General features: G+C 52.4%; 13 protein-coding genes, 6 tRNA genes and 2 rRNA genes. 2 read left to right on the top strand and 19 right to left on the bottom strand.

All coding sequences use genetic code 11. The features are described from left to right. Positions 1-34 precede the first annotated feature (34 nt). From rpoC to N7E69_RS09780, 13 genes are all read right to left on the bottom strand, one after another. The gene (gene rpoC / locus N7E69_RS09840) at positions 35-4258 is read right to left on the bottom strand and encodes a DNA-directed RNA polymerase subunit beta' (protein ID WP_000653967.1); all 4224 of its coding nucleotides are present in this window, start codon (positions 4256-4258) and stop codon (positions 35-37) included. A 76-nt stretch (positions 4259-4334) separates the two neighbouring features. Then, positions 4335-8363, bottom strand: a complete 4029-nt coding sequence (gene rpoB, locus N7E69_RS09835; protein ID WP_000263105.1) for a DNA-directed RNA polymerase subunit beta — start codon at positions 8361-8363, stop codon at positions 4335-4337. A 317-nt stretch (positions 8364-8680) separates the two neighbouring features. Then, positions 8681-9046 carry a 50S ribosomal protein L7/L12 gene (rplL, locus tag N7E69_RS09830; protein WP_000028882.1) on the bottom strand — a complete coding sequence of 122 codons (366 nt, stop codon included), beginning with the start codon at positions 9044-9046 and terminating at the stop codon, positions 8681-8683. A 66-nt stretch (positions 9047-9112) separates the two neighbouring features. Next, positions 9113-9610: a 50S ribosomal protein L10 gene (gene rplJ, locus N7E69_RS09825; protein WP_001207203.1), complete on the bottom strand. Its 498-nt coding sequence runs from the start codon at positions 9608-9610 to the stop codon at positions 9113-9115. A 419-nt stretch (positions 9611-10029) separates the two neighbouring features. Beyond that, the gene (rplA, locus tag N7E69_RS09820) at positions 10030-10734 is read right to left on the bottom strand and encodes a 50S ribosomal protein L1 (RefSeq protein WP_001096676.1); all 705 of its coding nucleotides are present in this window, start codon (positions 10732-10734) and stop codon (positions 10030-10032) included. A gap of 3 nt (positions 10735-10737) precedes the next feature. Beyond that, entirely contained in the window at positions 10738-11166 is a 429-nt protein-coding gene (gene rplK / locus N7E69_RS09815; protein WP_001085926.1) for a 50S ribosomal protein L11, read from the bottom strand. Positions 11167-11323: 157 nt separating this feature from the next. Next, a complete protein-coding gene (gene nusG, locus N7E69_RS09810) occupies positions 11324-11869 on the bottom strand; it encodes a transcription termination/antitermination protein NusG (protein ID WP_001287521.1) in 546 nt (181 codons plus the stop codon). Between the two features lies 1 nt (position 11870). Continuing rightward, positions 11871-12254 carry a preprotein translocase subunit SecE gene (gene secE, locus N7E69_RS09805; RefSeq protein ID WP_001275691.1) on the bottom strand — a complete coding sequence of 128 codons (384 nt, stop codon included), beginning with the start codon at positions 12252-12254 and terminating at the stop codon, positions 11871-11873. Between the two features lie 229 nt (positions 12255-12483). After that, a complete protein-coding gene (gene tuf, locus N7E69_RS09800) occupies positions 12484-13668 on the bottom strand; it encodes an elongation factor Tu (protein WP_000031748.1) in 1185 nt (394 codons plus the stop codon). 115 nt (positions 13669-13783) lie between these two features. Further along, positions 13784-13859, bottom strand: a tRNA-Thr gene (locus N7E69_RS09795). Positions 13860-13865: 6 nt separating this feature from the next. Then, positions 13866-13940, bottom strand: a tRNA-Gly gene (locus N7E69_RS09790). A 116-nt stretch (positions 13941-14056) separates the two neighbouring features. Next, positions 14057-14141 (bottom strand) — tRNA-Tyr (locus N7E69_RS09785). A gap of 8 nt (positions 14142-14149) precedes the next feature. Further along, positions 14150-14225 (bottom strand) — tRNA-Thr (locus N7E69_RS09780). Positions 14226-14244: 19 nt separating this feature from the next. Here N7E69_RS09780 and N7E69_RS09775 point away from each other — a divergent pair. Both N7E69_RS09775 and coaA read left to right on the top strand, forming a co-directional pair. Further along, complete coding sequence (locus N7E69_RS09775; RefSeq protein ID WP_001541267.1) at positions 14245-14418, top strand: hypothetical protein; 174 nt, start codon at positions 14245-14247, stop codon at positions 14416-14418. A 208-nt stretch (positions 14419-14626) separates the two neighbouring features. Continuing rightward, positions 14627-15577 (top strand): type I pantothenate kinase, encoded by a 951-nt coding sequence (gene coaA, locus N7E69_RS09770; protein ID WP_000023069.1) that lies wholly within the window; start codon positions 14627-14629, stop codon positions 15575-15577. Positions 15578-15611: 34 nt separating this feature from the next. Here coaA and birA read toward each other — a convergent pair whose 3' ends face one another. The 6 genes from birA to N7E69_RS09740 all read right to left on the bottom strand — a co-directional run bounded on the left by birA (position 15612) and on the right by N7E69_RS09740 (position 21445). Continuing rightward, a complete protein-coding gene (gene birA / locus N7E69_RS09765) occupies positions 15612-16574 on the bottom strand; it encodes a bifunctional biotin--[acetyl-CoA-carboxylase] ligase/biotin operon repressor BirA (RefSeq protein ID WP_000655746.1) in 963 nt (320 codons plus the stop codon). Then, on the bottom strand, positions 16571-17599 hold the full coding sequence (gene murB, locus N7E69_RS09760; RefSeq protein ID WP_000149780.1) for a UDP-N-acetylmuramate dehydrogenase: 1029 nt from the start codon (positions 17597-17599) through the stop codon (positions 16571-16573). Before murB ends, birA begins: the two co-directional genes overlap by 4 nt. Before the next feature lie 181 nt (positions 17600-17780). Continuing rightward, positions 17781-17896: ribosomal RNA gene (gene rrf, locus N7E69_RS09755) — 5S ribosomal RNA — on the bottom strand. A 197-nt stretch (positions 17897-18093) separates the two neighbouring features. Next, positions 18094-21001 (bottom strand): 23S ribosomal RNA (locus N7E69_RS09750). 182 nt (positions 21002-21183) lie between these two features. Next, positions 21184-21259, bottom strand: a tRNA-Ala gene (locus N7E69_RS09745). Between the two features lie 109 nt (positions 21260-21368). Continuing rightward, positions 21369-21445, bottom strand: a tRNA-Ile gene (locus tag N7E69_RS09740). Between the last annotated feature and the right edge of the window lie 67 nt (positions 21446-21512).

Genomic DNA, 21512 nt, shown 5'->3' with positions numbered 1-21512 from the left:
GTGGAGGGATAAACACCCCTCCACCATTTAACGATTACTCGTGATCAGAACCGCCCAGACCTGCGTTCAGCAGCTCTGCCAGGCTTGCAGATGCATCTTCCGTAGTGACCTGCGGTGTTGCTGGCTGCTCGCCCGCGGCGCGACGGCGCATACGATCCTGGTGGTACGCATAACCGGTACCGGCCGGAATCAGACGACCCACGATAACGTTCTCTTTCAGGCCGCGCAGTTCGTCGCGCTTACCCGCAACGGCTGCTTCGGTCAGGACACGTGTAGTCTCCTGGAACGATGCGGCAGAGATGAACGACTCGGTTGCCAGAGACGCTTTGGTGATACCCAGCAGATCGCGGGAGAAGGTAGCCCCCACTTTGCCGTTCGCTTCCAGCTCGCGGTTAGCGATCTTGACGCGAGAGTATTCAACCTGTTCGCCTTCCAGGAAGTCGGAACTACCGGCGCTTTCGATGGTTGCTTTACGCAGCATCTGACGAACGATAACTTCGATGTGTTTATCGTTAATCTTAACGCCCTGCAGACGGTATACATCCTGAACTTCGTTAACAATGTAACGCGTCACAGCATGAACGCCACGCAGACGCAGAATGTCGTGCGGCGCTTCCGGACCATCGGAAATCACATCACCACGTTCTACACGTTCCCCTTCGAACACGTTGAGCTGACGCCATTTCGGAATCATCTCTTCGTACGGATCGCTACCATCAACCGGCGTGATCACCAGACGACGTTTGCCTTTGGTTTCTTTACCGAAGGAAACGATACCTGCGATTTCAGCAAGGATTGCTGGCTCTTTCGGACGACGCGCTTCGAACAGATCCGCAACGCGCGGCAGACCACCGGTAATATCCTTGGTACCGCCGGATTCCTGCGGAATACGCGCCAGGGTGTCACCAGAACTGATCTGTACGCCATCTTCCAGCTGTACAATCGCTTTACCCGGCAGGAAGTACTGCGCAGGCATATCGGTACCCGGGATCAGAACGTCATTACCCTGAGCATCAACGATTTTCAGCGCCGGACGCAGATCTTTACCACCGGTAGTACGTTCAGCCGAATCCAGAACCACCAGCGAAGACAAACCGGTCAGTTCGTCGGTCTGACGCGTAATGGTCTGACCGTCGATCATGTCAGTGAAGCGGATGAAACCACTCACTTCAGTGATAACCGGCATGGTGTGCGGGTCCCAGTTTGCCACGGTTTCGCCGCCGGCAACCTGCTCGCCATCACCTTTCGCCATGACAGCGCCATAAGGCACTTTATAGCTCTCTTTGGTACGACCGAATTCGTCGATCAGCTTCAGTTCGGTGTTACGAGAAGTGATAACCAGTTTACCGCTGGAGTTCACAACCGACTTCACGTTGCTGAGCTTGATGCTACCTTTATTTTTCACCTGGATGCTGGATTCAGCAGCCGCACGCGATGCCGCACCACCGATGTGGAACGTACGCATCGTCAGCTGTGTACCCGGTTCACCGATGGACTGTGCCGCGATAACGCCGATAGCTTCACCTTTGTTGATGATGTGGCCACGCGCCAGGTCACGACCATAGCAGTGCGCACATACACCAAAGTCGGTGTCGCAGGATACAACGGAACGCACTTTAACGGCGTCAACGGAGTTTGCTTCCAGCAGGTCACACCACTGTTCGTGCAGCAGCGTGTTGCGTGGAACCAGAATGTCCGCGGTACCCGGTTTCAGCACATCTTCTGCTGTCACACGGCCCAGAACGCGGTCACGCAGCGGCTCTTTCACGTCGCCACCCTCGATAACCGGGGTCATCAGGATACCTTCGTGCGTACCACAGTCATCTTCGGTCACTACCAGATCCTGCGCGACGTCAACCAGACGACGGGTCAGATAACCGGAGTTCGCGGTTTTCAGTGCGGTATCCGCCAGACCTTTACGCGCACCGTGCGTGGATATGAAGTACTGGAGTACGTTCAGACCTTCACGGAAGTTCGCGGTGATTGGCGTTTCGATGATGGAGCCATCCGGCTTCGCCATCAGACCACGCATACCTGCCAGCTGACGAATCTGTGCCGCAGAACCACGCGCACCGGAGTCGGCCATCATATAGATGCTGTTGAAGGAGACCTGCTGCTCTTCCTGGCCGTCACGGTTAATCACGGTTTCGGTTTGCAGGTTATCCATCATCGCTTTAGATACACGATCGTTCGCCGCAGCCCAGATATCGATAACTTTGTTATAGCGTTCGCCAGCGGTTACCAGACCAGACTGGAACTGCTCCTGGATCTCAGCAACTTCAGCTTCCGCCTCAGAGATGATCTCGTGTTTTTTCTCCGGGATGACCATGTCATCAATACCAACGGACGCACCTGAACGCGCTGCATAAGCAAAGCCGGTGTACATCGTCTGGTCCGCAAAAATAACGGTCGGTTTCAGGCCCAGAATACGGTAGCAAGTGTTCAGCATTTTGGAGATCGCTTTCTTGCCCAGCGCCTGGTTGACGATGGAGAAAGGCAGACCTTTCGGTACGATCATCCACAGAATGGCGCGACCAACGGTCGTGTCTTTCAGGCTGGTGTGCGCAACGAATTCGCCGTTTTCATCTTTTTCATATTCAGTGATACGCACTTTAACGCGCGCATGCAGAGAGGCCAGACCTGCGCGATAGATACGCTCAGCTTCTTTCGGGCCAGTCAGCACCATGCCTTCGCCTTTGGCGTTAACACAGTCACGGGTCATGTAGTACAGACCCAGTACCACGTCCTGAGACGGAACGATGATAGGTTCGCCGTTCGCCGGAGACAGGATGTTGTTGGTGGACATCATCAGCGCACGCGCTTCAAGCTGGGCTTCCAGCGTCAGCGGTACGTGAACAGCCATCTGGTCACCATCGAAGTCGGCGTTATATGCCGCACAAACCAGCGGGTGCAGCTGGATAGCTTTACCTTCGATCAGTACCGGTTCAAATGCCTGGATACCCAGACGGTGCAAAGTCGGTGCACGGTTCAGCAGTACCGGGTGTTCGCGGATAACTTCGTCAAGGATATCCCAAACGACAGCTTCTTCACGCTCAACCATTTTCTTCGCGGCTTTGATGGTGGTGGCAAGGCCACGCAGTTCCAGCTTGCCGTAGATGAACGGTTTGAACAGCTCCAGCGCCATTTTCTTCGGCAGACCGCACTGGTGCAGACGCAGGTATGGACCTACGGTGATTACAGAACGACCGGAGTAGTCAACACGCTTACCGAGCAGGTTCTGACGGAAACGACCCTGCTTACCTTTGATCATGTCGGCCAAAGATTTCAGAGGACGCTTGTTAGAACCGGTGATCGCACGACCGCGACGACCGTTATCCAACAGGGCGTCAACCGCTTCCTGCAGCATACGTTTTTCGTTGCGTACGATGATGTCCGGCGCAGCCAGATCCAGCAGACGCTTCAGACGGTTGTTACGGTTAATGACGCGACGATACAGATCGTTCAGATCTGACGTGGCGAAACGACCACCATCCAGCGGAACCAGCGGACGCAGATCTGGCGGCAGAACCGGCAGAACGGTCAGGATCATCCACTCTGGCTTGTTGCCAGACTGAACGAAGGCTTCCAGCAGTTTGATACGCTTGGTCAGCTTTTTACGCTTGGTTTCGGAGTTGGTTTCGTTCAGCTCTTCGCGCAGAGTTTCACACTCTTGCTCCAGATCCATGCTCTTCAGCAGGGCCTGGATAGCTTCCGCACCCATCTTCGCGTCGAATTCGTCACCGAACTCTTCCAGCGCGTCCAGATACTGCTCTTCAGTCAGGATCTGTTGACGTTCCAGGTTGGTCATACCGCCTTCGATAACCACATAAGATTCGAAGTACAGTACGCGTTCGATATCGCGCAGCGGCATATCGAGCAGCAGACCGATACGGGACGGCAGCGATTTCAGGAACCAGATGTGAGCAGTCGGGGACGCTAGCTCGATGTGGCCCATACGCTCACGGCGTACTTTGGTCTGGGTCACTTCAACGCCGCACTTCTCACAAATAACACCACGATGTTTCAGGCGCTTGTACTTACCGCACAGGCACTCGTAGTCTTTTACCGGCCCAAAGATACGGGCGCAGAAAAGGCCGTCACGCTCAGGTTTGAACGTACGGTAGTTGATGGTTTCCGGCTTTTTAACTTCACCGAAAGACCATGAACGGATCATGTCTGGCGAAGCCAGAGCAATTTTGATCGCATCAAACTCTTCGGTTTTAGTCTGCGCTTTCAGAAACTTTAATAAATCTTTCACGGATTTGCTCCCGTCGGAGTTAGCACAATCTGGTGTCGGGTTTTACCCCGACACCAGTGACCTGTTTGAGCGAGAATTACTCGTCTTCCAGTTCGATGTTGATGCCCAGCGAGCGGATCTCTTTCAACAGAACGTTGAAGGATTCCGGCATACCCGGTTCCATCTGATGGTTGCCGTCCACGATGTTCTTATACATCTTGGTACGACCGTTCACGTCATCAGACTTAACGGTGAGCATTTCTTGCAGGGTGTAGGCGGCGCCGTAAGCTTCCAGCGCCCACACTTCCATCTCCCCGAAGCGCTGACCACCGAACTGCGCCTTACCACCCAGCGGCTGCTGAGTAACCAGGCTGTAAGAACCGGTAGAACGCGCATGCATCTTGTCATCAACCAGGTGGTTCAGTTTCAGCATGTACATGTAACCGACGGTTACCGGACGTTCGAACTGTTCACCCGTACGGCCATCGAACAGGGTGATCTGACCGGAGGTCGGCAGGTCGCCCAGTTTCAGCAGCTCTTTGATTTCCGCTTCTTTCGCACCGTCAAACACTGGTGTGGCAATCGGCATACCTTTACGCAGGTTTTCTGCCAGACGCAGCACTTCATCATCGCTGAAGGTGCTCAGGTCGACTTTCTGACGAACGTCGGCGCCCAGATCGTAGGCACGCTGGATGAATTCGCGCAGTTTCGCGACTTCCTGCTGCTGTTTCAGCATGGCGTTAATCTTGTCGCCAATACCTTTCGCAGCCATACCCAGGTGGGTTTCCAGAATCTGACCGATGTTCATACGAGACGGTACGCCCAGCGGGTTCAGTACGATGTCTACCGGCGTGCCGTTTTCATCGTAAGGCATGTCTTCGATCGGGTTGATCTTAGAGATAACACCCTTGTTACCGTGACGACCTGCCATCTTATCACCCGGCTGGATACGGCGTTTAACGGCCAGATAGACCTTCACGATCTTCAGCACGCCCGGCGCCAGATCGTCGCCCTGGGTGATTTTACGGCGCTTCGCTTCAAGTTTTTTCTCGAACTCGTGTTTCAGTTCGTCATACTGCTCAGCCAGTTGTTCCAGCTGATTTTGTTTCTCTTCGTCGGTCAGACCGAGTTCCAGCCAGCGGTCGCGCGGCAGTTTGTCGAGCTTCTCAGCTTCAACGCCGCCGGACACCAGCACCGCACGGATACGGCTAAACAGGCCCGCTTCGAGGATCTGCAGTTCTTCAGACAGGTCTTTTTTCGCCTGCTTGAGCTGCATCTCTTCGATTTCCAGAGCACGTTTGTCTTTTTCTACGCCATCGCGAGTAAAGACCTGAACGTCGATAACCGTACCGGAGACACCGTTAGGTACGCGCAGAGAAGAGTCTTTAACGTCAGACGCTTTCTCACCGAAGATCGCACGCAGCAGTTTCTCTTCCGGCGTCAGCTGGGTTTCACCTTTCGGCGTCACCTTACCGACCAGAATGTCACCGCCGGTCACTTCCGCGCCGATGTAAACGATACCGGATTCATCCAGTTTGGAGAGCGCAGCTTCACCCACGTTCGGGATATCAGCGGTGATCTCTTCCGGCCCCAGCTTGGTGTCACGGGACACGCACGCCAGTTCCTGAATGTGGATGGTGGTGAAACGGTCTTCCTGGACAACACGCTCGGATACGAGGATGGAGTCTTCGAAGTTGTAGCCGTTCCACGGCATGAACGCCACGCGCATGTTCTGACCGAGCGCCAGTTCACCGAGGTCGGTGGACGGACCGTCTGCCAGCACGTCGCCGCGCTCAACCGGCTCGCCCAGAGACACACATGGCATCTGGTTGATACAGGTGTTCTGGTTAGAACGGGTGTATTTGGTCAGGTTATAGATGTCGATACCTGCTTCACCCGGGTACATCTCGTCTTCGTTAACTTTGATAACGATACGGGACGCATCCACGTACTGAACAGTACCGCCACGTTTAGCTACTGCAGTAACACCGGAGTCGACGGCGACAGCACGTTCCATACCGGTACCCACCAGCGGCTTGTCAGCGCGCAGAGTCGGAACCGCCTGACGTTGCATGTTCGCACCCATCAATGCACGGTTGGCGTCATCGTGTTCCAGGAACGGGATCAGGGACGCACCGACGGAGACCACCTGCTGGGTGGAAACGTCCATGTAGTCAACCTGGTCGCGGCTGAACAAGCTGGATTCGCCTTTGCTACGGCAGGTCACCAGATCTTCTACAAAGTGGCCTTCGTCATCCAGGTTGGAGTTCGCCTGAGCGATAACGTAGTTGCCTTCTTCGATAGCAGACAGGTAATGAATTTCGTCAGTGACCACGCCATCAACCACACGACGGTACGGCGTCTCAAGGAAGCCATATTCGTTAGTCTGTGCGTACACGGACAGGGAGTTGATCAGACCGATGTTCGGACCTTCCGGCGTTTCGATAGGACATACGCGACCGTAGTGCGTCGGGTGTACGTCTCGAACTTCGAAGCCTGCGCGTTCGCGGGTCAGACCGCCTGGGCCGAGTGCGGAGATACGACGTTTGTGCGTAATCTCAGACAGCGGGTTGTTCTGGTCCATAAACTGAGACAGCTGGCTGGAACCAAAGAACTCTTTCACTGCGGCGGAAATCGGCTTGGCGTTGATCATATCCTGAGGCATCAGGGTATCCAGATCGCCCAGAGACAGACGCTCTTTCACCGCACGCTCTACACGCACCAGGCCAACGCGGAACTGGTTTTCCGCCATTTCGCCGACGGAACGGATACGACGGTTGCCGAGGTGGTCGATATCATCCACTTCGCCTTTACCGTTACGGATATCGATGAGCTTCTTCATGACATCAATGATGTCGTCTTTGCTCAGGATACCGGAACCTTCGATTTCGTCGCGCAGCAGAGAACGGTTGAACTTCATACGACCCACCGCAGACAGGTCATAGCGGTCTTCGGAGAAGAACAGGTTCTCGAACAGGCTTTCAGCCGCTTCGCGAGTCGGCGGCTCACCAGGGCGCATCATGCGGTAGATTTCTACCAGCGCGCTCAGACGATCGTTAGTTGGGTCGACGCGTACCGTTTCAGAAATGTACGGGCCGTGGTCCAGATCGTTGGTAAACAGCGTTTCGATACGCTTGTGGCCGGACTGGCTCAGCTTAGCCAGCAGATCCAGGCTCAGCTCCATGTTCGCCGCGCAGATCAGCTCGCCAGTGGATTCGTCAACGTAGTCTTTAGAGACGACTTTACCTGCGATGTACTCAACCGGAACTTCGATATGCTTGATATCGTCTTTTTCCAGCTGACGGATATGACGCGCGGTAATGCGACGGCCTTTTTCAACGTACACCTTGCCGTTAGCTTCGATATCGAACGACGCAGTTTCGCCGCGCAGACGTTCTGGAATCAGCTCCATCTGCAGCTTGTTGTCGCGAATTTCGAAGACGACTTTCTCAAAGAACAGGTCAAGGATCTGCTCAGTGGTGTAGTTCAGCGCACGCAGGATGATGGTCGCAGGCAGTTTACGGCGACGGTCGATACGCACGAACAGGTTGTCCTTCGGATCGAATTCGAAGTCCAGCCAGGAACCACGGTAAGGAATGATGCGCGCGTTATACAGCACTTTACCCGAAGAGTGGGTTTTACCTTTGTCGGAGTCAAAGAAGACGCCCGGACTACGGTGCAGCTGAGAAACGATAACACGCTCAGTACCGTTGATAACAAAGGTACCGTTGTCGGTCATGAGCGGAATTTCGCCCATGTAGACTTCTTGTTCTTTAATGTCTTTAACGGTGCCTTCCGGCGCTTCGCGCTCGTAGATCACCAGACGCAGTTTTACGCGCAGCGGTGCGGAATAGGTCACGCCACGGATCTGACATTCCTGAACGTCAAACACCGGTTCGCCAAGGCGGTAGCTGACGTACTGCAGCTCGGAATTACCGCTGTAGCTCTGAATCGGGAACACGGAACGGAAGGCTGCTTCCAGGCCGTACTGCCCTTCAGGATCTTGCTCGATAAACTTCTGAAACGAGTCAAGCTGGATAGAAAGGAGATAAGGTACATCCAGAACTTGTGGACGTTTACCAAAATCCTTACGAATACGTTTTTTCTCGGTATAGGAGTAAACCATAGGGTTCCTCAGCTCGCTGACAAGTCGACCCATCTGTCCTGCGGGGGACAGTTTGTGCAACACTATTTTGTTGACCGGAAAATGGATACTTTCCGCAATGCCTGTTGCTATCACGCTTAAACCATTTCATTGCGATTTACACAGAACGTACGCTCTGTCGCAGTATATTAAGTCGTCGATAGAAACAAGCATTGAAAGGCACAGCAGTAGTCAAACAGTGTGAAACGCTACTGGCGCCTTACAGCGCAAAAAGGCTGGTGACTAAAAAGTCACCAGCCATCAGCCTGATTTCTCAGGCTGCAACCGGAAGGGTTGGCTTATTTAACTTCAACTTCAGCGCCAGCTTCTTCCAGAGATTTTTTCAGTGCTTCAGCGTCATCTTTGCTCACGCCTTCTTTCAGAGCGGCCGGAGCAGATTCTACCAGGTCTTTAGCTTCTTTCAGACCCAGGCCAGTTGCGCCACGTACTGCTTTGATAACAGCAACTTTGTTAGCGCCAGCAGCTTTCAGAATTACGTCGAATTCAGTTTTTTCTTCAGCAGCTTCAGCCGGGCCAGCAGCTACAGCTACAGCAGCAGCAGCGGAAACACCGAATTTTTCTTCCATTGCAGAAATCAGTTCTACAACGTCCATTACGGACATAGCGGATACTGCTTCAATGATTTGATCTTTAGTGATAGACATTTAAATTGTTCCTGAATATCAGAATAAGTTTATACGTAAGCAAATGCTTGATAAAGACAACTGCGATTACGCAGCTTCTTTTGCATCGCGTACAGCAGCCAGTGTGCGAACCAGTTTGCCAGCCGAAGCTTCTTTCATGGTTGCCATCAGGCGTGCAATTGCTTCTTCGTAGGTCGGCAGAGTTGCCAGGCGGTCGATCTGAGACGCCGGGATCAGCTCACCTTCAAAGGCTGCAGCTTTGACCTCAAATTTTGCATTCGCTTTCGCGAACTCTTTGAACAGACGAGCAGCAGCACCCGGGTGTTCCATAGAGTATGCAATCAGGGTCGGACCAACAAACGTGTCTTTCAGGCACTCGAACTGAGTACCTTCAACGACGCGGCGCAGCAGGGTGTTACGAACAACACGCATGTATACGCCAGCTTCACGACCTGCTTTACGCAGTTCAGTCATTTTATCTACAGTTACGCCACGGGAATCCGCAACTACTGCAGACAGCGCGCCTTTGGCTACTTCGCTGACTTCAGCAACAATCGCTTGTTTGTCTTGAAGATTTAAAGCCATTAGCTTTGCTCCTGGATGTTTGCCGGAACTCATGTTCCGGAACTCACTTCACTCATCTCAACGAGAAGAGCGTCTTAATACGGTGAGCAGAAACAAGCCAGAGTATCAAAAATAATCTTAGCGTTCTGTCACCGTCTACGCAGGGGATTAAGCCTCTTGCGAGACGCCTGCGGTCTTCGACGGAGGCCTGGATAGGCCAGGCTCCAACGAACAAATTCTTTCTATGACTTCGTCCTTTGAACCGCACCTGTGTTAGCTGCGCTCGTTCACACCAGTCACATAGTTAACTATGCTCCTGGCGATTCACTCACTTGCTGCCTTGCTGCAATTCAAATGACTCGCATAGTGCTCTGTTATATTTCAACAGAATCGTGGGGGTAAGATTGTAGACAAAATCACCGCCCACGTAAAGACTAATCTTAGTTCGCAGATGCGCTCAGACCAGCCTGATCAACGGCAACGCCAGCACCCATGGTGGTGGAGATGCTAACTTTCTTGATGTACACGCCTTTCGCCTGGCTCGGTTTTGCTTTTTTCAGCGCAACCAGCAGAGCTTCCAGGTTTTCTTTCAGTTTGTCAGCGTCAAAGTCCACTTTACCGATGGTGGTGTGGATGATGCCGTTTTTGTCGTTACGGTAACGAACCTGACCTGCTTTAGCGTTCTTAACCGCTTCAGCAACGTTCGGAGTTACGGTACCGACTTTCGGGTTTGGCATCAGGCCGCGCGGACCCAGAACCTGGCCCAGCTGGCCAACAACGCGCATTGCATCCGGGGATGCGATAACAACGTCGAAGTTCATTTCGCCTTTCTTGATCTGGTCAGCCAGATCTTCCATACCTACCAGCTCAGCGCCAGCAGCTTTAGCTGCTTCAGCGTTCGGGCCCTGGGTAAATACGGCAACGCGAACAGAACGGCCAGTACCGTGCGGCAGTACAGTCGCGCCACGAACGTTCTGGTCAGATTTACGAGCGTCGATGCCGAGGTTAACGGCAACGTCAACGCTTTCGTTGAATTTAGCAGTGGCCAGCTCTTTCAGCAGGGCAATAGCTTCGTTGATGTCGTACTGTTTGGTCGCATCAACTTTTTCACGGATCACGCGCATACGCTTGGTCAGTTTAGCCATTTCTTAGTCCTCCACTACCAGGCCCATGGAACGTGCAGTACCTTCGATGGAGCGAGTCATCGCTTCAATGTCGGCACCAGTCATGTCGGCAGCTTTGGTCTGCGCGATTTCCTGCAGCTGAGCGCGGGAAATTTTACCTACTTTGTCTTTGTTCGGCTTGCCGGAACCAGACTTGATACCAGCCGCTTTTTTCAGCAGAACAGCTGCCGGAGGCGTTTTGGTAACGAAGGTGAAAGAACGGTCAGCGTAAACGGTAATAACAACCGGAATCGGCAGACCTTTTTCGATGGAATCCGTTTTTGCGTTGAACGCTTTGCAGAATTCCATGATGTTCACACCCTGCTGACCCAGTGCTGGACCAACCGGCGGACTCGGGTTCGCCATACCAGCTGCAACCTGCAGCTTGACGTAGGCTTGTACTTTCTTAGCCATTCTAAATTCCTCGAATTGGGTAGTATCGCTTCAAAGAAGCTCCCCGTGATAAATATCGCTTTATGGGCATAAGGCCCATAAAAACAAAAGGCGCGAAATTGTATGTCAATTTCGCGCCCTATGCAACGATTAGATCGCTGCTTTTTTGATCGCAGCCTTACGCTTTCTCAACCTGGCTGAAGTCCAGCTCTACCGGGGTCGCACGACCGAAGATAGAAACAGACACTTTCAGGCGAGACTTCTCATAATCGACTTCTTCGACAACGCCGTTAAAGTCTGCGAACGGACCGTCGTTAACACGAACCATTTCACCCGGTTCAAACAGAGTTTTCGGCCGCGGCTTATCGCCAACCTGCTGCAGGCGGTTCATGATCGCATCGACTTCTTTGTCGCTGATCGGCGCCGGACGGTCAGACGTACCGCCGATAAAGCCCATCACACGCGGCACGCTGCGCACCAGGTGCCAGCTTGCGTCGTTCATGACCATCTGGACCAGAACGTAACCCGGGAAGAATTTGCGTTCGCTTTTGCGACGCTGGCCACCACGGATCTCAACGACTTCTTCAGTCGGCACCATGACTTCGCCAAACAGCTCTTCCATATTGTGTAATTTGATATGCTCGCGCAGCGATGTGGCTACGCGGCCTTCAAAACCGGAAAACGCCTGAACGACGTACCAGCGCTTTTTAGGTGCTTCAGACATCTCAGAACCTCAGGCCAGTGATAAAGGATACCAGGCGAACCAGAATACCATCCAGTCCCCACAGGATCAGTGACATAACTGCGGTAACCGCAGCGACGATCAGCGTGGTGTGCAGCGTTTCCTGGCGAGTCGGCCAAATGACCTTACGGACTTCGGTTCTCGCTTCACGGGCAAAAGCAACGGTTGCTTTACCTTTTGTCGTCAACAGCGCGACACCACCCGCTGCAGCAATCAGAATTACTACGGCCAGCGCACGCAGCGGCAGCATCATGTCGCGATAGAGGTAGTTGCCGACGATTGCGACGATCAGCAATATGGCAACAACTATCCACTTCATCGCTTCCAGGCCGCGCCCGCTCCCTTGAGCTTCGGTATTCGCACTCATAAACCAACCTGTCAGAAGTATTCTACAAACATTTTCACCCCGCAATCGCGAGGCAATCCAAATCGAAACGCTTATTCGCCTTTCGGATTATACGCCCTCTACAGAGCCTGTCTCAGCAATGATTATGACAAATAAAATCACTGATGAGCCAGGTTCTGGTGTGAAAGCGTGCAAAAAGGGCATCAAATGATGCCCTTTTATTGCGCATTGCGTCAAATGTTATCAGCGATTAGCCGAGAACTTTAGCAACAACGCCCGCGCCAACGGTACGGCCGCCTTCACGGATTGCGAAACGCAGACCGTCGTCCATCGCGATCGGGTGGATCAGGGTAACAACCATTTTGATGTTGTCGCCCGGCATTACCATCTCTACGCCTTCCGGCAGTTCGATGGTGCCAGTCACGTCAGTAGTACGGAAGTAGAACTGCGGACGGTAGCCTTTGAAGAACGGAGTATGACGGCCGCCTTCATCTTTGGACAGAATGTACACTTCAGATTCGAACTTGGTGTGCGGCTTGATGGTGCCCGGCTTAGCCAGTACCTGACCACGTTCGATTTCTTCACGTTTGATACCACGCAGCAGAACACCTACGTTCTCACCGGCACGGCCTTCGTCCAGCAGTTTGCGGAACATTTCAACGCCAGTACAGGTAGACTTCTGAGTCTCTTTGATACCAACGATTTCAACTTCTTCGCCCACTTTGATGATACCGCGTTCTACACGACCGGTAACAACGGTACCACGACCGGAGATGGAGAATACGTCTTCGATCGGCAGCAGGAACGGCTTGTCAATCGCACGCTCTGGTTCCGGGATGTAAGAATCCAGGAAGCCAGCCAGTTCGATGATTTTCGCTTCCCACTCTGCGTCGCCTTCCAGCGCTTTCAGAGCAGAACCACGAACGATCGGCGTGTCGTCGCCCGGGAAGTCGTACTGAGACAGAAGTTCACGAACTTCCATTTCAACCAGTTCCAGCAGCTCTTCGTCATCAACCATGTCGCATTTGTTCAGGAACACGATGATGTACGGAACGCCTACCTGACGACCCAGCAGGATATGCTCACGGGTCTGCGGCATCGGACCGTCAGTCGCAGCAACAACCAGGATCGCGCCGTCCATCTGAGCAGCACCGGTGATCATGTTTTTAACATAGTCGGCGTGCCCCGGGCAGTCTACGTGTGCGTAGTGGCGGGTCGGGGTATCGTATTCAACGTGAGAAGTGTTGATGGTGATACCACGCGCTTTTTCTTCCGGCGCGTTATCGATCTGGTCGAATGCGCGAGCGGCACCGCCGTAGGTTTTAGCCAGTACGGTAGTAATGGCAGCGGTCAGCGTTGTTTTACCATGGTCAACGTGGCCGATAGTACCGACGTTAACGTGCGGTTTTGTACGTTCAAACTTTTCTTTAGACATCGATTGTCCCTCTAAGACACGGATAAATCGGTGATATCACCACATCAACCAGGCAACACGCCCGACTTGTTGAATGCTAATAAACAGAAGAGAAAAACAGGAAGGAGAAAAGAAGTGGTGCTGATAGGCAGATTCGAACTGCCGACCTCACCCTTACCAAGGGTGCGCTCTACCAACTGAGCTATATCAGCACATCTTGGAGCGGGCAGCGGGAATCGAACCCGCATCATCAGCTTGGAAGGCTGAGGTAATAGCCATTATACGATGCCCGCATCCTAGAACTCGGCTACCTGATTTTCATTCTGCACTGAATATCGAGAGAAACTCTCTTTATTCGAGCCGGTAAGCGAACTTATCGTCTCGGGCTGCGCCATCGCGCGGCCGAAAATGGTGGTGGGGGAAGGATTCGAACCTTCGAAGTCTGTGACGGCAGATTTACAGTCTGCTCCCTTTGGCCGCTCGGGAACCCCACCGGACTTGATGGTGCCGACTACCGGAATCGAACTGGTGACCTACTGATTACAAGTCAGTTGCTCTACCTACTGAGCTAAGTCGGCATCAAGTAGCGCGCATTCTATGGAGACCTGCGTGCTCATGCAACTAAAAAATTGCATAAAATGTTCTATCGCTCACATTTTGCGCTATAAGAGACAAAAATGCTCTAATTTCAAACAAGAGAGCATAAATTTTCGGCATTTTACTGACCGTCTGACCAGAATACGACGCGGCATTTCAACGCTCCGTCGATAGAAAGCAATCTTCTGTATCTGGTATATTCGTCACATTGCTTCTCAGGGATAGCTTTCACAGCGAGATTTTTTCTTATTATTCCTCCCCATCTGGTGTTACCCTCCTGCCCATTGTCCAAATTAACTTAAATGTGACGTGCCGTTGCATGTCAGGGATGGCCCTCGTTCATCGCTGAACTGATGTAGCAATAGCAGCCAGAAACATGCTTATGAGTATAAAAGAGCAATCGTTAATGACGCCTTACCTACAGTTTGATCGCAGCCAGTGGGCTGCGCTTCGCGATTCTGTGCCGATGACCCTGACCGAGGATGAGATCGCGCAGTTAAAAGGCATTAATGAAGATTTATCGCTGGAAGAAGTTGCAGAAATATATTTACCTCTCTCCCGTTTGCTAAATTTCTATATCAGTTCAAATCTGCGTCGTCAGGCTGTCCTGGAACAGTTTCTGGGCACTAACGGCCAGCGAATCCCTTACATCATCAGTATCGCGGGCAGCGTCGCAGTGGGTAAAAGCACGACAGCACGCGTTCTGCAAGCGTTGCTGAGTCGCTGGCCGGAACACCGCCGTGTTGAATTGATTACCACTGACGGCTTCCTCCACCCAAACCAGGTGTTGAAAGAACGCGGGTTAATGAAGAAAAAGGGGTTCCCCGAATCGTATGATATGCACCGACTGGTGAAATTCGTTTCTGACCTCAAGTCGGGCGTACCGAACGTGACGGCGCCAGTCTATTCTCATTTGATTTACGATGTTATTCCTGAAGGGGATAAAACCGTCGCTCAACCTGATATATTGATTCTTGAAGGTTTGAATGTTTTACAAAGCGGTATGGATTATCCTCACGATCCGCATCATGTATTTGTCTCTGATTTCGTTGATTTCTCTATTTACGTTGATGCGCCAGAAGAACTTCTTCAGACGTGGTATATCAATCGCTTCCTGAAATTCCGCGAAGGGGCGTTTACCGATCCTGACTCTTATTTTCACAATTATGCGAAATTATCTAAAGAAGAAGCTGTTAATACAGCGACTTCGCTTTGGAAAGAAATTAACTGGTTGAATTTAAAACAAAATATTTTACCCACGCGAGAACGTGCCAGCCTTATTATGACTAAGAGCGCTAACCATGCGGTGGAACAGGTAAGATTGCGGAAATAACAGAAAAAAGGGGAGCACCGACTCCCCTTTTTTACTATTCGGCGCTTCGCAGCGATATTTCTCCGCCCATCCAGGGTTTAATCACGCCATCCTGTTCAAGCAATAATGCGCCTTGAGTATCAATGCCGCGAGAAATACCAAATATTTCTTTGTCGCCAATAATTAGTTTTACCGGACGATCAATAAAATTATCCAGTTTTTTCCAGCGCGAAAGATAAGGAGAAAGTCCTTCTTGCTCAAAAAGCTCAAGCGCAGCACGTAACTTATAAATCAGCTTTGCGGCCAGCATATTGCGGTCGAGCGTAATTCCGGCCTCTTGTAGTGTGATCCATCCCTGATTTATCACGTCCTCTTCTACGCGACGCATTGCCATGTTAATACCAGCGCCAATCACTATTTGTGCGGCATCGCCCGTTTTACCGGTTAACTCGACCAGAATACCCGCCAGTTTGCGGTCCAATAGGTAAAGGTCGTTAGGCCACTTCACACGAACTTTATCTGCGCCCAGTTCACGCAGCACTTCCGCCATCACAATTCCAATGACCAGACTCAAGCCTATTGCCGCCGCAGGCCCCTGCTCCAGACGCCAGTACATTGAAAGATATAGATTCGCACCAAACGGTGAGAACCATTTACGCCCGCGACGACCACGCCCCGCCTGTTGGTATTCTGCTACACAGGCATCACCTGAACGCAGCTCGCCAATTCGATCAAGTAAATACTGATTGGTTGAATCGATAACGGGCAATACCGCCACGTTTCCGCTATCCAGTTGGCTATGTATACGGTCAGCATCCAGTAACTGGATGGGTTCCGGTAAGCTATATCCTTTCCCGGGAACGGTAAATACATCTACTCCCCAGTCGCGTAATGTCTGGATATGTTTATTAATAGCCGCGCGGCTCATTCCCAGCCGTTCACCCAACTGCTCGCCTGAGTGAAACTCTCCGTCGGCAAGTAGTGAGATCAGCGTCAGGGGAACGGTAGTATCTTTCATGCAATGCTCTCCACAGCGTTCACCTCTCCGGACCGACCAATAAAGCGAACCTCAGGCTCCAGCCAGACATTAAATTTTTCACCCACTTTTTGCCGGACATGATGCGCCAGCGCCACCACATCTTTACTTGTCGCATCATTCGCATTAATCAATACCAGCGCCTGTTGGCGATGCACCGCAGCGCCGCCAATGGTGACGCCTTTCAACTGACATTGATCTATCAGCCAGCCTGCCGCCAGCTTCACTGAGCCGTCTGCCTGAGGGTAATGCGGCGCGTTGGGAAATCGTTCTAACAGTTCCATAGCGATATCGGCTGCGACAACGGGATTTTTAAAAAAGCTGCCCGCATTGCCATTCACTTTAGGGTCCGGCAATTTTGTGGTGCGCATATGGCATACAGCATCAAACACCTGTTGCGCGGTGACCGTTTTCGGGTCCAGACAAGTAAGATCGCCATAGGTCAACACCGGCTGCCATTGCTTTGACAAACGCAGACCCACCGCGACGATCGCAACGCGATCCTGATATTCATTTTTGAAGATACTGTCACGATAGCCGAAACGGCATTCCGCCGCGGACAAACGCAGACGTTTTCCCGTATCCAGTTCAACGCAGTCAACGTAGTCGCAGACACGCTGTAGTTCTACGCCATACGCGCCAATATTCTGTATAGGCGAGGAACCAACGCAGCCTGGGATGAGCGCCAGATTCTCCAGGCCGGGCATGTTGTTGTCCAGCGCGTAGCGAACCAGCTGATGCCAGTTTTCGCCTGCGCCGACGTGTAGGTGCCAGGCGTCCGCGGTTTCATTGACCTCAATGCCTTTCAGGCGGTTAAGGATCACGGTGCCGGCGTAATTTTCCAGAAACAGGACATTGCTTCCTTCACCCAGGATCATAACCGGCAGTCCCTCACGAGTTGCTTGCTGCCAGGCGCTCAGTAGTTGTTGTTCGTTTTCAGCGCATGCGATGTGCTTTGCACAATGATCAATGCCGAAGGTATTCCAGGGTTTTAGGGAGTGGGTCATGGCTGCTTTCCTGATACTCAATCGGCAATAGTTTACCGTATCTGTGTTGGGAAGGCTTGTGGTTATATTGAGGGTGGATCGGCGCGTCCCTGTAGGCTGGATAAGGCGGAGCCGCCATCCGGCAGAAACAGACAAAAACAAAAGGCCCTGTCTTCCGACAGGGCCCTTCGTTTTATTTGATGCCTGGCAGTTCCCTACTCTCGCATGGGGAGACCCCACACTACCATCGGCGCTACGGCGTTTCACTTCTGAGTTCGGCATGGGGTCAGGTGGGACCACCGCGCTAGTGCCGCCAGGCAAATTCTTTGTGCTCTGTACGCAATTCTTTATCGCATCAGCGGCGTTGCCTGCGCTCGTAAACTCAGTCACATACTTCTGTATGCTCCTTCCTTTCCTTCGCTTGCCGCCTTGCTGCTGCGCAAAGTATTGCGTACTCAACTCTGAATCACTGCTGAAAATCGTCTTCTCATCCGCCAAAACATCTTCGGCGTTGTAGGGTTAAGCCTCACGGTTCATTAGTACCGGTTAGCTCAACGCATCGCTGCGCTTACACACCCGGCCTATCAACGTCGTCGTCTTCAACGTTCCTTCAGGAGACTTTAAGTCTCAGGGAGAACTCATCTCGGGGCAAGTTTCGTGCTTAGATGCTTTCAGCACTTATCTCTTCCGCATTTAGCTACCGGGCAGTGCCATTGGCATGACAACCCGAACACCAGTGATGCGTCCACTCCGGTCCTCTCGTACTAGGAGCAGCCCCCCTCAGTTCTCCAGCGCCCACGGCAGATAGGGACCGAACTGTCTCACGACGTTCTAAACCCAGCTCGCGTACCACTTTAAATGGCGAACAGCCATACCCTTGGGACCTACTTCAGCCCCAGGATGTGATGAGCCGACATCGAGGTGCCAAACACCGCCGTCGATATGAACTCTTGGGCGGTATCAGCCTGTTATCCCCGGAGTACCTTTTATCCGTTGAGCGATGGCCCTTCCATTCAGAACCACCGGATCACTATGACCTGCTTTCGCACCTGCTCGCGCCGTCACGCTCGCAGTCAAGCTGGCTTATGCCATTGCACTAACCTCCTGATGTCCGACCAGGATTAGCCAACCTTCGTGCTCCTCCGTTACTCTTTAGGAGGAGACCGCCCCAGTCAAACTACCCACCAGACACTGTCCGCAACCCGGGTAACGGGTCCACGTTAGAACATCAAACATTAAAGGGTGGTATTTCAAGGTCGGCTCCATGCAGACTGGCGTCCACACTTCAAAGCCTCCCACCTATCCTACACATCAAGGCTCAATGTTCAGTGTCAAGCTATAGTAAAGGTTCACGGGGTCTTTCCGTCTTGCCGCGGGTACACTGCATCTTCACAGCGAGTTCAATTTCACTGAGTCTCGGGTGGAGACAGCCTGGCCATCATTACGCCATTCGTGCAGGTCGGAACTTACCCGACAAGGAATTTCGCTACCTTAGGACCGTTATAGTTACGGCCGCCGTTTACCGGGGCTTCGATCAGGAGCTTCGCTTGCGCTGACCCCATCAATTAACCTTCCGGCACCGGGCAGGCGTCACACCGTATACGTCCACTTTCGTGTTTGCACAGTGCTGTGTTTTTAATAAACAGTTGCAGCCAGCTGGTATCTTCGACTGACTTCAGCTCCGTGAGTAAATCACTTCACCTACGTGTCAGCGTGCCTTCTCCCGAAGTTACGGCACCATTTTGCCTAGTTCCTTCACCCGAGTTCTCTCAAGCGCCTTGGTATTCTCTACCTGACCACCTGTGTCGGTTTGGGGTACGATTTGATGTTACCTGATGCTTAGAGGCTTTTCCTGGAAGCAGGGCATTTGTTACTTCAGCACCGTAGTGCCTCGTCATCACGCCTCAGTGTTAAAGTGAACCGGATTTACCTGGAACACACACCTACACGCTTAAACCGGGACAACCGTCGCCCGGCCAACATAGCCTTCTCCGTCCCCCCTTCGCAGTAACACCAAGTACGGGAATATTAACCCGTTTCCCATCGACTACGCCTTTCGGCCTCGCCTTAGGGGTCGACTCACCCTGCCCCGATTAACGTTGGACAGGAACCCTTGGTCTTCCGGCGAGCGGGCTTTTCACCCGCTTTATCGTTACTTATGTCAGCATTCGCACTTCTGATACCTCCAGCAACCCTCACAGGCCACCTTCACAGGCTTACAGAACGCTCCCCTACCCAACAACGCATAAGCGTCGCTGCCGCAGCTTCGGTGCATGGTTTAGCCCCGTTACATCTTCCGCGCAGGCCGACTCGACCAGTGAGCTATTACGCTTTCTTTAAATGATGGCTGCTTCTAAGCCAACATCCTGGCTGTCTGGGCCTTCCCACATCGTTTCCCACTTAACCATGACTTTGGGACCTTAGCTGGCGGTCTGGGTTGTTTCCCTCTTCACGACGGACGTTAGCACCCGCCGTGTGTCTCCCGTGATAACATTCTCCGGTATTCGCAGTTTGCATCGGGTTGGTAAGCCGGGATGGCCCCCTAGCCGAAACAGTGCTCTACCCCCGGAGATGAATTCACGAGGCGCTACCTAAATAGCTTTCGGGGAGAACCAGCTATCTCCCGGTTTGATTGGCCTTTCACCCCCAGCCACAGGTCATCCGCTAATTTTTCAACATTAGTCGGTTCGGTCCTCCAGTTAGTGTTACCCAACCTTCAACCTGCCCATGGCTAGATCACCGGGTTTCGGGTCTATACCCTGCAACTTAACGCCCAATTAAGACTCGGTTTCCCTCCGGCTCCCCTATTCGGTTAACCTTGCTACAGAATATAAGTCGCTGACCCATTATACAAAAGGTACGCAGTCACACAGGTAAACCTGTGCTCCCACTGCTTGTACGTACACGGTTTCAGGTTCTTTTTCACTCCCCTCGCCGGGGTTCTTTTCGCCTTTCCCTCACGGTACTGGTTCACTATCGGTCAGTCAGGAGTATTTAGCCTTGGAGGATGGTCCCCCCATATTCAGACAGGATACCACGTGTCCCGCCCTACTCATCGAGCTCACAGCACATGCGCTTTTGTGTACGGGGCTGTCACCCTGTATCGCGCGCCTTTCCAGACGCTTCCACTAACACACATGCTGATTCAGGCTCTGGGCTCCTCCCCGTTCGCTCGCCGCTACTGGGGGAATCTCGGTTGATTTCTTTTCCTCGGGGTACTTAGATGTTTCAGTTCCCCCGGTTCGCCTCATTAACCTATGGATTCAGTTAATGATAGTGTGACGAATCACACTGGGTTTCCCCATTCGGGTATCGCCGGTTATAACGGTTCATATCACCTTACCGGCGCTTATCGCAGATTAGCACGCCCTTCATCGCCTCTGACTGCCAGGGCATCCACCGTGTACGCTTAGTCGCTTAACCTCACAACCCGAAGATGTTTCTTACGATTCATCATCGTGTTGCGAAAATTTGAGAGACTCACGAACAACTTTCGTTGTTCTGTGTTTCAATTTTCAGCTTGATCCAGATTTTTAAAGAGCAAAACTTCGCAGTGAACCCTTTCAGGTACACTCTGAAGTATTTTTTCGTAAACACTCACGATATGGTGGAGCTATGCGGGATCGAACCGCAGACCTCCTGCGTGCAAAGCAGGCGCTCTCCCAGCTGAGCTATAGCCCCATCGTGTAGTCAGAACCTCTTACCTTTGATTCGTTTCCGGGCGCGGCGTGGTGAAGCGAAGCATACTGAAGTATGCGAGCTTTGCCACAACAAAGCACGGGAGCGAATCTGGTAGGCCTGAGTGGACTTGAACCACCGACCTCACCCTTATCAGGGGTGCGCTCTAACCACCTGAGCTACAAGCCTGTAGAGGTTTTACTGCTCGTTTTTCATCAGACAATCTGTGTGAGCACTGCAAAGTACGCTTCTTTAA

Source organism: Salmonella sp. 3C, assembly GCF_025426275.1.
Classification (GTDB): Bacteria; Pseudomonadota; Gammaproteobacteria; order Enterobacterales; family Enterobacteriaceae; genus Salmonella; species Salmonella enterica.
The sequence above is the reverse complement of the archived record's forward strand: the minus strand, read 5'-3'. Positions and strand labels throughout refer to the sequence as shown.